Source organism: Amycolatopsis sp. NPDC051045 (assembly GCF_040682955.1).
In the GTDB taxonomy this organism is placed as follows: Bacteria; Actinomycetota; Actinomycetes; order Mycobacteriales; family Pseudonocardiaceae; genus Amycolatopsis.
Genome location: NZ_JBFBCC010000016.1, coordinates 213,641 through 224,946 on the forward strand (window position 1 = coordinate 213,641; position 11,306 = coordinate 224,946).

The window sequence follows — 11,306 nt, forward strand, 5'->3', positions numbered from 1 at the left end:
CGCCCGACCGCGGAGTGGGTGAGCGGTGCTCTCGTCGCGGATCCCCGCTCCAGAAGCCCTCGTGAGCAGTGCTCTCGAATGAGAGCAGTCCCGCGCCAAGCGAGTGATCACCGCTCTCCCAGGAAAGCGCTGCTCACCCCTTCGTGGCCCCACCGGTCAGGCCCTTGACGAACTGCTTCTGCAACGCCAGGTAGAAGATCAACACCGGCAGCGTCGCCAGGAACATCAGCGCGAACACGCTCCCGAGATCCGCCTGGTACTGGCCGATCGACCGGTAGATCCCCGTCGTGATCGTCGTTCCCTGGCTCGGGCCGAGGATGATCAGCGGGTCGATGAAGTCGTTCCAGATCCACACGCCGAGGAAAATCAACACCGATGCCGTCGCCGGGCGCAGGAGGGGGAACACCACGCGCCAGAACACCTGCATCCGGCTCGCGCCGTCCAGCAGGGCCGCTTCCTCCAGTTCCACCGGCACGCCGCGGATGAACCCCGTGAACACGAACACGCCGAACGGCACGTAGTACCCGACGTTGAACAGGATCAGCCCCTGCAGCGTCGCCATCAGGTGCGTCACGCGCAGCACGTCGGTGATCGGGATGAGGATGACCTGCGGCGGGATCATCAGCCCGGCCAGCAGCACCAGCGTCAACACCTTCGTCCACCGCTTGCCCGAGCGCGCCAGGTAGTGGCCCAGCATCGCCGACAGCACGGTCAGCACCAGGATCGACAGCACGGTCACGACGATGCTGTTGGTCAGGCTGACCCAGAACAGGCCGTCCGGCCGGGTCAGCACCGCCTGGATGTTCGCCGGCGTCGGCGGGATCGGCAGCGACGCCGGTTCCTTCGCGATCAGCTCGCCGCGCTTGACCACGTTGGCCAGGACCAGGTACAGCGGGACGAAGAACACCGCGCCGACGAGCAACGCGACCGCGCGCCGGGCCCAGGAGCGGGTCACAGGTCCACCTCCCGGCGGCGCAAGAACCCGAGCACGACGGTCGTCACGACTGCGACGATCACCAGCATCAGCACGGCCATCGCGGACGCGTAGCCGACGTGGTTGGCGTCGAACCCGGTCTGCAGGACGTCGAACGCGATCGTCGCGGTGGCTCCGGATCCCGGGCCGCCGTTGGTGATCACCTTGACGTAGTCGTAGGTCTTGAACGCCGAGATGAGCAGCACGACGGTGTTGATCGTCAGCGACGGCGCGAGCAGCGGCCAGGTGACCGCGCGGAACCGGCGGAGCGGCCCCGCGCCGTCGATCTCCGCGGCCTCCAGCAACTCCGTAGGCACGCCTTGCAGCCCGGCGAGGTAGACGACGACGCAGAAGCCGAGCATCTGCCAGCACACGATCGAAGCCAGCGAGTACAGCGCGACGTCCGGGTCGGACAGCCAGCCCGGCGGGTGCTCGATCCCGATCGCCCGCAGCAGGTTGTTCAGCGGGCCCCGGTCGTCGAGCAGCCGGGACCAGACGATCGAGACGACGACCGAGCTGAGGATCACCGGCGTGAAGAACACGCTCCGCAAAGCGTTGTACAGCCAGCCTTTCCGGTCGAGCAGCAGAGCCACGCCCAGGCCCAGGACGTTGGGCACGAGCACCACGATCACCGTCAGGATCGTGGTCACCTTCAGCGCGGTGAGGAACTGCTCGTCGGTGAAGAGCAGCCGGTAGTTGCCGAACCCGACGAACTTCACCGGCGGGTTGAACGGGTTGTAGTTGGTCAGGCTGTAGCCGAAGCTGATCAGGATCGGCGCCATCACGAAGCACAGGTAGACGAGCACCCCCGGCGCGCCGAACGACGCGAAGTGCGTCACCCGCGGCAGGACCGGCTTGCGCCGCCTGCCGCGGGCGGGGGAGCGGCGCGCGCTCGGCGGGGCGGGTGGGGAGACGACGGCGGCCAACTGCGTCAGCCCGCCTTCGCCCATTCGGTGTCCAGGAACGCGCAGGCATCGGCCACCGACTTGCGGCCGGTGATGACGTCCTGGGCGGCCTGGTCGACCTTGTCCTTCATTCCGGGCAGCAACCCGTCGTCGGCGGTCTCCCACCGGAAGGCGTGCACCACGGCGTTTTCCTGGACGGCTTGGGTGTAGAGGTCGTAGCCGGCCTTGAAGACCGGGCCGACGCCGGGCGGCGGGGTGTAGCCCTTGATCGCCGGGAACAGGCCGTCGGCCTTCACCGAGGCGTCGAGCTGGTCCTTGTCGAGCTGGAAGCCGAGGGCGAACTTCCGGGCGGCGTCGAGGTTCTCGGCCTTGGCGTTCACGATCATGCCGCCGCCGGTGTAGGCCGGGACGACGAGCTTGCCGTCCTCGGTGGGGAAGTTGAAGACGCCCACCTCGAAGTCGTGCTTCTTGGCGTCGGCGTTCGCGGAGAACCAGTTGCCCATCGGGTACATCGCGCCCTGGCCGTCGAGGAACGCCTGCTCGGTCGCCGCGTAGTCGCGGGACACGCTGGTCTTGTCCACGTACCCCTTCGCCGCGAGGTCGGCGAGCTTCGCGAAGGCGTGCTGGAACGCCGGATCGGCGAACTTCACCTTGTCCTGACGCCGCTGGGCCAGCCAGTCCGGCATGGTGTTGTAGACCTCGGTGCTCACCAGGCCCGAGAGGATCATCGACGACGGGAAGCCGTCCTTGCCGCCGCCGATGGTGAACGGCGCGTAGCCCTTGTCCTTGAGCTTGCCGGCGTCGGCGACGAGTTCGTCCCAGGTCTTCGGCGGGGCCGCGATGCCCGCGTCGGCGAACATCTTCTTGTTGTAGTAGACCGGCGGGATGGTCTGGGTGTTCGCCGGCAGCTGGTAGTACTTGCCGTTGACCGGGTTGGCCTGCGGGAACCGGAAGTCCTTCAGCTCCTCGGGCGTCCAGGCGTAGAGGTTGCCCGCTTCGGCGAAGCCGGCCGAGTCGACGGCGATCATCACGTCCGGGAACTGGCCGGACTGCAGCAGCTGCTTCGCGTACGAGGTCCGCCCGTCGGCGGTCGGGGCGACGAGCTTCTTGACCTTGATCCCCGGGTTCTTGCCGGTGACGCGCTGGATGGCGGCGTCCCAGTAGGCCGGGCTGAGGTTCGGGGTTTCGAACGTCAGGAAGGTGATCTCCGCGTCGCCGCCGCTGCCGCCGGTGTTCGAACCGACCGAGCACGCGCTCACCGCCAGGAGCGCCGCTGCTCCCAGCGCCAGTGACCTTCTCATCGTGCCTCCAGTACGCCCGGCCATATGTGATGTACGACGCATTTGATCGGACGTCTATGGCGCTGTCAAGCGTCGAACGCGGTCGAATCCGGCGAAAACGCGGACAGAGATCAGATCTTTCGCTGCAATCGGACGACGGTGCTGGAAAAGTCGCCGGTCGGCAGCCCGAGCGGCAGCCCGTGGGCGAGCAGGACCGCACCGCTGTGCGTGCGCCCCGAATCCGGATCGAGGTACCGGTGAGCGGGATCGAGACCGTCGAGCCGCAACGGCCGCTCCGGCGCGTTGAAGTGGGCGGCCTGCCGGTAGGCGAAGACCACCACGCGGTCGCCGTGGACGTACTGGAGGGCGGTCACGCCGTCGTCGACCGGTGGCCGCAGGCGGTACAGCGCGCCGTGCTGAACCACCGGCCGGATGTCCTGGTAGAGCGCGATCAGGTCCCGGGCGAGCGCGAGGTCTTCGTCGGTCCAGTGCACGATGTCGCCGCCGAGGCCGAGCACGCCGGCCATGGCGACGTGGAACCGGAACTCGAGCGGCACCGAGCGGGCCGTCACGAAGTTGGGGTTGTCGGTGACCCAGGCCGACATCGCGCGGGCCGGGTAGAGCTGGCCGTAGCCGTGCTGGATCCGCAGCCGGTCGAGGGCGTCGGTGTTGTCGGAGGTCCAGACCTGGTCGGTGCGGGCGAGCACGCCGAGGTCGATCCGCCCGCCGCCGCCGGCGCACGACTCGATCCGCAGCCCGGGGTGGTCCGCGCGCAGCCGGTCGAGCAGCGCGTACACCGCGCGGGTGTGCTCGACCCACAGCCGGTCCTGGTCGCTTTCGCCGGGCCAGCCCGCTTCGGTGAACGGGCGGTTCATGTCCCACTTGAGGAAGTCGACGCCGTGCTCGCCGACGAGCCGGTCGAGCCAGCCGAGCGCCCACTCGCTCACCTCGGGGCGCGCGAAGTTGAGGACGAGCTGCCGCCGCAGCTCCGACCGGCGCCGGTGCGGGTGGTGCAGCACCCAGTCCGGGTGGGCGCGGTAGAGGTCGCTGTCGGGGTTGACCATCTCGGGTTCGACCCAGATGCCGAACCGCATGCCGAGCCCGTGCACCGCGTCGACCAGGGGTTTGAGCCCGTCGGGGAAGCGCTCGCGGTTGACGTGCCAGTCGCCGAGCCCGGCGTGGTCGCCGGTGCGGGCGCCGAACCAGCCGTCGTCCACCACGAACAGCTCGACCCCGAGCGCCGCCGCGCGCTCGGCGAGGGCGCGTTGCCCGGCCTCGGTGACGTCGAATCCCGTGGCCTCCCACGAGTTGTAGAGCACCGGGCGCAGTTCTTCGGGGTGCGGCAGGACGTGCGCGCGAATGTAGGCGTGCCACGCGCGGCTCGCGGCGCCGAAGCCGCCGTCGGTGTAGAGCCCGGCGAAAACCGGGGTGATCAGCGGACGTCCGGGCCCGACGCGGTGGACGACGCCGTCCTGGCCGAAGCCGCCACTCACCGTCAGGCGGCCGGTGGACGAACGAGTGGTGGTCAGGCGCCACGAACCGCTCCAGGCCAGCGCGGCACCGTAGACCTCGCCGTGCCGCTCGGTCGCGGTGCCGTCGTCGATCATCACCCACGGGTTGGCGTGGTGGCTGGTGATCCCGCGACGGCTGGCGAAGACGGTTTCGCCGTGCGGCACGGATTCCCGGTGCAACTGCGTCTCCGCCGCCCAGCGCCCGGTGACGTGGCTGAGCCGGTAGTCCTCGGAGACGGGCAACGCCCAGGTGGCCGAGTCGGCCCGGAACACCTCGACGTCGGTGCCGGCGGTCAGCTCGGTCCAGCGTTCGATTACGTCACCGCGCAGCCGGTAGTGCAGGGTGATCCGCAGAGGGTAGTGCCGGTCCGCGAAGCGCAGGCGCAGGTGCCCGGCGGTGATTTCGTGGTCCTCGTAGCGCCATTCGAGGGCTCGCGTCCCGTCGGCGAACCGGACCTGCAGCGCGGGCGGCCAGAACCGGGTCCCGCCGTCGGCGGCGAGTTCGCCGAGCCCTTCGTTCGGGTCGTTGAACCCGTCCCACCAGGGAAGCGTTTTCCCGGTGAGCTCGGCGACTTCGGCCGCGGACAGCGCGGGACCCCAGTGGACGTGGGCCGGGACGTCGTCCTCGTCGAGCCGCAGGGCGTACGTGCTCGACTCCCCGGTGAGCACCCAGGTGCGGTGTTCTTCGAGGAAGCTGATCCCGGCCATGCGGGACATCCTGCTCATCGGCGTGGCCGCCGCCAAGGGGTGTCCCGCTCACCGGTCAGGGGCGATCGGTGAGGTACCCGCCCATCGTCTTGAAGTACTCGTGCGCGGACACGTCGGTCCCGTCGGCGGTGCGGACGCGCTCGACCAGCAGCCCGGGGGACCGGCCGCTCCGGGCGTCCGGGCCGGCGACGATCACGACGCCGTCGCCCTCCCTGATGAAGATCCGGCCCGGCGTGCCGCCGTAGTGGCCCCGCGACACCGACGCCTTGGTGATGCGCAGCTCTTCGCCGCGGTGGTAGGTGAACGCGTTCGGGTACGGGTCCGGCAGCGCGCGCACGAACCGCTCGAGGTCGGCGGGCGGCGCGGTCCAGTCGATCAGGCTGTCCCGCTTGGCCCGCTTGTGGAAGAAGCTGGCTTTCGACCGGTCCTGCGGCACGGGGGTGTAGCCGGTCTCGATGAGCTGGATGGCTTCGGCGGTGATCGGCGCGATGAGGTCGACCGTGCGGTGGAAGAGGTCGGTCGTGGTGTCCGCCGGACCGACCGGGATCGCGCGCTGCAGCACGATGTCACCGGCGTCGAGTTCGCCGTCCATCATGTGGGCGGTGACGCCGACCTCGGGCTCGCCGTTGATCATCGCCCAGATGAGCGGCGAGAAGCCCGCGTAGGCCGGCAGCAGTGAGTCGTGGATGTTCAGGGTGCCGTGCCGGGGGAGCTCGAAGATCTCCGGCGGCAGCCAGGTGCGCCAGTTGTTCGCCACGATCAGATCGAGATCGGCGGCCGTGAGCTCGGCGAGCAGTTCGGCGTCGTCCGGGCGGGTGCGCAGCAGGACGCGGATGTCGTTCGCCTCGGCGAGGTCCGCGACCGAGTCGGCCCAGATCCGCTCGTAGGCGTGGTCGCTCTTCGGGTGCGTGACCACGAGGGCGACCTCGTGGCCCGCGTCGATGAGCGCCTGGAGGGTCCGGTGCCCCCAGGTCTGGTAACCGAACATCGCCACGCGCATTCGAGAGTGCCCTTTCGTGATCGGGGACGAACATCACCACGAACGTACTAGGCGAGGCTCGCCTAAGTTAGGTTAGGGTTCCCTGAACCGTACCGGAGCGCGCTAGGGAGCAACATGACTGCAGAGGTCCCGATCTACGACATCGTCGGCGTGGGCTTCGGGCCGTCGAACCTGGCGCTCGCGATCGCCCTGGCCGAACACAACAACACGGGCCACGGGGAGCCGGTGACCGCGCACTTCCTCGAGCGCCAGCCGCGGTTCGGCTGGCACCGCGGGATGCTGATCGACACCGCCACGATGCAGGTGTCGTTCCTGAAGGACCTGGTCACCATGCGGAACCCGACCAGCGAGTTCAGCTTCCTCAACTACCTGCACGCCGCCGGGCGGCTGGTCGACTTCATCAACCACAAGAACCTCTTCCCGCTGCGGGTCGAGTTCCACGACTACTTCGAGTGGGCGGCCGCGAAGGTCGACGACGTCGTCTCGTACGGCACCGAGGTCGTCTCGGTGAAGCCGGTGTACGACGGCCCGGAAGTCGCCTATTTCGACGTCGAAGCGTCGGACGGCTCGTCGCTGCGCGCCCGGAACCTGGTGGTGGGCACGGGCCTGCGGCCCCAGCTGCCCCCGGGCGTCACCGCCGGCACCCGGATCTGGCACAACAGCGAACTGCTGTTCCGCGTGGACGCCCTGCGCGGGTCCGACCCGAAGCGGTTCGTCGTGGTCGGCGCCGGCCAGAGCGCGGCCGAGGTCGCCGCGTTGCTGCACGACGAGTTCCCGCGCACCGAGGTGTGCGCGGTGTTCGCCCGCTACGGCTACAGCCCGGCCGACGACAGCTCGTTCGCGAACCGGATCTTCGACCCCGACGCCGTCGACCAGTTCTACCGCGCGGGCGAGCCGGTGAAGGACCGCCTGATGCGCTACCACGGCGCGACGAACTACTCGGCCGTCGACATCGACCTGATCGACGAGCTCTACCGGCGGGTCTACCGCGAGAAGGTGCTGGGCGTGGAACGGCTGCGGCTGTTCAACGTCTCGCGCCCGGCCGAGGTGACCGACGCGGGAACCGTGACGGTCGAGTCCCTGACGACGGGCGAGCGCACGGTCCTGGAGGCCGACGCGGTCGTCTACGCCACCGGCTACCGGCCCGCGGACCCGACGCCGCTGCTCGGCGAGCTGGGTCCGCGGTGCCTGCGCGACGAGTCCGGCCGCCTGCGCGTCGAACGCGACTACCGGATCACCACGGACTTCCCGCTGCGCGGCGGGATCTACCTGCAGGGCGGCACCGAGCACACGCACGGCATCACGTCGTCGCTGCTGTCGAACACCGCGGTGCGGGTCGGGGAGATCCTGCAGTCCATTGTGGACCGGCGAGTGGCCGCGGAGCCGGCGGAGGAGTACGCCGTCAGCGCGCGGTGAGCTGTTCCCGGAGGATGTCGCCGTGGCCGGTGTGGCGGGCGAACTCCTCGATCAGGAACAGGTAGATGAACCGGAGGCTGACCTCGCCGACGACCGGGTGCGTCCACCGGTCGTCGAGGGAGAAGCCCGCCGCGATCTCCCGGGAGCGGGCGCTGGCGCGCTCGTACTCGGCGATCACGTCGGCCACCGTCTCGTCGTCGGAGACGGCGAAGCTGGCGTCCCCGGGGGTCGAGGGGCCGTCGATCTCGGACTCGCCGAGGCCGGCCACCAGCCACTGGAACCAGCGGCGCTCGGCGACGGCGGCGTGCTTGACCAGGCTGATCGGCGTGGTCAGCGACGAGACCAAGCGTCGCCGGGCGTCGGCTTCCGACAGTCCTCGCGCGTTCTCGACGAGGGCGAGGCGGTTGCGGTCCAGCATGGCCTCGAGCAGCTCACGCTCGGGGCCGACGGTCTTTTCGGGCAGCGCGTACACGGCCGTCAGCATAGCGCTCGGCGAAGGCTTTCAGGCCTGGTGCACCGGCGCGGGGTGGTGGCGGCTGATCGGGATCACCATCGGGGTCCCGCTCACCGGGTCCGAGGTCACCTGGCAGCGGACGTCGAAGACCTCCTCGACGAGCTTCTCGGTGATCACCGAAGCCGGCTCGCCGGAAGCCACCACGCGGCCCGCCTTCATCGCGATCACGTGGTCGGCGTAGCGGCACGCCTGCGGGAGGTCGTGCAGCACCATCACCACCGTCCGGCCCTCGCCGCGGTTGAGGTCGACGACCAGGTCGAGCACGTCGATCTGGTGGGCCAGGTCGAGGTAGGTCGTCGGCTCGTCGAGCAGCAGCACCGGGGTGTCCTGCGCGACCGCCATCGCGATCCACGCGCGCTGGCGCTGGCCGCCGGAGAGCTCGTCCACCGGCCGATCGGCCAGGTCGGTCATCTCGGTGGCGGCCAAGGCGTCGCGGACCGCGGTCTCGTCCGATGTGGACCATTGGCGCCACCAGCTCTGGTGCGGGGCGCGACCGCGGCCGACGAGGTCGGCCACCGTCATGCCCTCGGGCGCCACCGGGGACTGCGGCAGGATCCCGAGCCGCTGGGCGACCTGGCGGGTCGGCAGGTCGTGGATCGAACGGCCGTCGAGGTACACCCCGCCCGACTTCGGCGTGAGCAGCCGGGCCAGCGTGCGCAGCAGCGTCGACTTCCCGCACGCGTTCGCGCCGACGATCGCGGTGATCTTCCCGGGCGGGATGTCCAGGTCGAGGCCGTCGATGACGACCCGGTCGTCGTAGGCGACGCGCAGGTCCTGCACGCGCAGGGACGGTGTCATCTGTTCAGCCTCCGGAACCGGATCGGTTGGCCCTGGCCAGCAGCCAGAGCAGCAGGGGGGCGCCGAGCGCGCCGGTCACGATGCCGACCGGCAACGGGGACGCCGTGAGGAACCGGGCCAGGATGTCGCTCCCCAGCACCACGACCGCGCCGGTGAGCGCGGACGCGGTGAGCGGGGGTGACGCCTGGCGCGCGAGGCGTTGCGCGATCTGCGGCGCGGTCAGCGCGACGAACGAGACCGGGCCCGCGGACGCCGTCGCGAAGGCGACCAGCCCGGCGCCGGCCAGCAGGAGGCCGAGCCGCACCGGCTGCACCGGCGTGCCGAGCCCGGCCGCCACGTCGTCGCCGAGCTGCAGCGTGCGCATCCACCGCGACAGGGCCAGCACCAGCGGCAGCAGCACCGCCAGTGCGCAGGCCAGCGGGACGACGTGCTCCCAGCCGCGGTTGTTCAGGTTGCCGACGAGCCAGCCGATCGACGCCTGGGCTTCGGTGATCTGCGCGCGGCTGAGCAGGTAGTCCGTCAAGCTGGTGCACACCGCGAAGATCCCGATGCCCACCAGGATGATCCGGTAGCCGGTGGTGCCGCGCCGCCACGCGAGCGCGTACACGAGCAGGGCGGTCAGCAGCCCGCCCAGGAGGCCGAGCGTGGTGGTGCCGAGGCCGCCACCGAAGCCGAACGAGATCCCGGCGACGACGGCGGTGGCCGCCCCCGCGTTGATGCCGATCATGTCCGGGCTGGCCAGCGGGTTGCGGGTGATGGTCTGGAACACCGCGCCGGACGCGCCGAACGCGAGCCCCGCCAGCAGTCCGGTCAGCGCCCGGGGCAGCCGCAGCTCCTGCACGATGTAGCCGGTGCCGCTGTCCCCACCGCCGAACACCGCGGAAAGGACGTCGGACACGCTGAGCGGGACGTCCCCGATCGTCATGCCCACGCAGAACAACGCGAACGCGAGCACGGCGAGCACGAGCGAGACGACGATCAGCCGGGGCCGGATCCGGCCGGAGATCGCGGGTTTCGCGAGGCGGAAGGTGACGCGGTCGCGCCGCACCTGCAGCAGGCTCATCAGGACTCCACGAGCTTGCGGCGGCGGACGAGGTAGATGAAGAACGGCGCGCCGAGGAACGCGACGATCACGCCGGCGCGGACCTCACCGGGGCGCGCCATCACCCGGCCGAGGATGTCCGCGGCCAGCAGCAGGCACGGCGCGAGGACCGCGGTGTAGGGCAGCAGCCACCGGTGGTCGGGCCCGATGACGAACCGCACGGCGTGCGGGACGATCAGGCCGAGGAACACGATCGGCCCGGCGACCGCGACGGAAGCGCCGGTGAGGAGCGTGATGGCCAGCGCGCCGCGCAGCCGCAGCGGGCCCAGCCGCCGTCCGAGTGCGACCGCGACGTCGTCCCCGAGCGCGAGGCTGTTCAACGCCGGGCCGCTCGCGATCGCGAGCACCACGCCGGCGAGGAGGAACGGCAGGACCTGCAGCAGCGAACCGCTGTCGACGCCGGCGAGGGAACCGGCCGACCAGAACCGGTAGCGGTTGAGCGCCACCGGGTCCGACAGCACCATCGCGCTGGTGAACGAGCCGAGCAGCGCCGTGACGGCGGCCCCGGCGAGGGCGAGCTTGACCGGGCTCGACCCGCTGCGGCCGCGGGTGCCCAGGAAGTAGACGACCGCGGTCGCGGCGAGCGCGCCGGCGAAGGCGAACCAGATGTAGCCGTAGAGGGAGCCGACGCCGAGCACGGTGATCGAGAAGACGATGGCGAACGCCGCTCCGGCGCTGACGCCCAGCAGTCCGGGGTCGGCCAGCGGATTGCGGGTCAGCGCCTGCATGAGGGTGCCGGCCAGACCGAGCCCGGCCCCCACCAGCACCGCCAGCAGGGTCCGCGGCATCCGGACACTGTGGATGATCACCGCGTCGGCCGAACCGTCGTCGTGCCAGAGCACCTGCCAGACGGCGCCGAACGAAATCTCCTTCGAGCCCAGCCAGACACTCAGCAGGCACAGGAAAACCAGGACACCGAGAGCGGCCAGCAGACCGAGCGCGCGGCCCGTGTGTGGCGGGCGTCGCTTGAGAGCGATCCCTCCGGGGTCTGTTCGCACCGCACCTCCGACTGGTACTGATTTAGGTAAGGCTAACCGATGGTACAGGAGTGCATCCTCACCATCCGTTTGTTAGGGTCACCTAAGTCAGCGTCCTGATC

Annotated in this window: 10 protein-coding genes; 1 reads left to right on the plus strand and 9 read right to left on the minus strand. The window is 70.2% G+C overall.

Translation table 11 applies throughout. The features are described 5' to 3' along the window. Positions 1 to 133: 133 nt before the first annotated feature. The 5 genes from AB0M80_RS32520 to AB0M80_RS32540 form a co-directional block, all read right to left on the minus strand. Positions 134 to 955 (minus strand): carbohydrate ABC transporter permease, encoded by an 822-nt coding sequence (locus AB0M80_RS32520; protein ID WP_364572582.1) that lies wholly within the window; start codon positions 953 to 955, stop codon positions 134 to 136. Then, a complete protein-coding gene (locus tag AB0M80_RS32525) occupies positions 952 to 1,923 on the minus strand; it encodes a sugar ABC transporter permease (protein WP_364572584.1) in 972 nt (323 codons plus the stop codon). The genes AB0M80_RS32520 and AB0M80_RS32525 overlap by 4 nt, the downstream gene beginning before the upstream one ends. Further along, the gene (locus AB0M80_RS32530; protein WP_364572586.1) at positions 1,905 to 3,179 is read right to left on the minus strand and encodes an extracellular solute-binding protein; all 1,275 of its coding nucleotides are present in this window, start codon (positions 3,177 to 3,179) and stop codon (positions 1,905 to 1,907) included. Before AB0M80_RS32530 ends, AB0M80_RS32525 begins: the two co-directional genes overlap by 19 nt. Positions 3,180 to 3,289: 110 nt before the next feature. Beyond that, positions 3,290 to 5,377: an alpha-galactosidase gene (locus AB0M80_RS32535; protein WP_364572588.1), complete on the minus strand. Its 2,088-nt coding sequence runs from the start codon at positions 5,375 to 5,377 to the stop codon at positions 3,290 to 3,292. A gap of 55 nt (positions 5,378 to 5,432) precedes the next feature. Further along, positions 5,433 to 6,377: a methionyl-tRNA formyltransferase gene (locus tag AB0M80_RS32540; RefSeq protein ID WP_364572590.1), complete on the minus strand. Its 945-nt coding sequence runs from the start codon at positions 6,375 to 6,377 to the stop codon at positions 5,433 to 5,435. Between the two features lie 114 nt (positions 6,378 to 6,491). Between AB0M80_RS32540 and AB0M80_RS32545 the strand changes: the two genes are divergently transcribed. After that, complete coding sequence (locus tag AB0M80_RS32545) at positions 6,492 to 7,793, plus strand: lysine N(6)-hydroxylase/L-ornithine N(5)-oxygenase family protein (RefSeq protein ID WP_364572592.1); 1,302 nt, start codon at positions 6,492 to 6,494, stop codon at positions 7,791 to 7,793. Here the strand turns inward: AB0M80_RS32545 and AB0M80_RS32550 are convergent. From AB0M80_RS32550 to AB0M80_RS32565, 4 genes are read right to left on the minus strand one after another with little or no spacing between them, the layout of a single operon-like run. Then, complete coding sequence (locus AB0M80_RS32550) at positions 7,780 to 8,265, minus strand: DinB family protein (RefSeq protein WP_364572594.1); 486 nt, start codon at positions 8,263 to 8,265, stop codon at positions 7,780 to 7,782. The genes AB0M80_RS32545 and AB0M80_RS32550 overlap by 14 nt on opposite strands. Before the next feature lie 30 nt (positions 8,266 to 8,295). Beyond that, on the minus strand, positions 8,296 to 9,105 hold the full coding sequence (locus AB0M80_RS32555; RefSeq protein WP_364572596.1) for an ABC transporter ATP-binding protein: 810 nt from the start codon (positions 9,103 to 9,105) through the stop codon (positions 8,296 to 8,298). Positions 9,106 to 9,109: 4 nt separating this feature from the next. After that, positions 9,110 to 10,168: an iron chelate uptake ABC transporter family permease subunit gene (locus AB0M80_RS32560; RefSeq protein WP_364572598.1), complete on the minus strand. Its 1,059-nt coding sequence runs from the start codon at positions 10,166 to 10,168 to the stop codon at positions 9,110 to 9,112. Next, positions 10,168 to 11,205: an iron chelate uptake ABC transporter family permease subunit gene (locus AB0M80_RS32565; RefSeq protein WP_364572600.1), complete on the minus strand. Its 1,038-nt coding sequence runs from the start codon at positions 11,203 to 11,205 to the stop codon at positions 10,168 to 10,170. Before AB0M80_RS32565 ends, AB0M80_RS32560 begins: the two co-directional genes overlap by 1 nt. Between the last annotated feature and the right edge of the window lie 101 nt (positions 11,206 to 11,306).

Coding starts and splice junctions, on each gene's coding strand:
- AB0M80_RS32525 (WP_364572584.1), bottom strand. CDS start 1,923: ATGGGCGAAGGCGGGCTGACGCAGTTGGCCGCCGTCGTCTCCCCACCC.
- AB0M80_RS32530 (WP_364572586.1), bottom strand. CDS start 3,179: ATGAGAAGGTCACTGGCGCTGGGAGCAGCGGCGCTCCTGGCGGTGAGC.
- AB0M80_RS32535 (WP_364572588.1), bottom strand. CDS start 5,377: ATGGCCGGGATCAGCTTCCTCGAAGAACACCGCACCTGGGTGCTCACC.
- AB0M80_RS32540 (WP_364572590.1), bottom strand. CDS start 6,377: ATGCGCGTGGCGATGTTCGGTTACCAGACCTGGGGGCACCGGACCCTC.
- AB0M80_RS32545 (WP_364572592.1), top strand. CDS start 6,492: ATGACTGCAGAGGTCCCGATCTACGACATCGTCGGCGTGGGCTTCGGG.
- AB0M80_RS32555 (WP_364572596.1), bottom strand. CDS start 9,105: ATGACACCGTCCCTGCGCGTGCAGGACCTGCGCGTCGCCTACGACGAC.
- AB0M80_RS32560 (WP_364572598.1), bottom strand. CDS start 10,168: ATGAGCCTGCTGCAGGTGCGGCGCGACCGCGTCACCTTCCGCCTCGCG.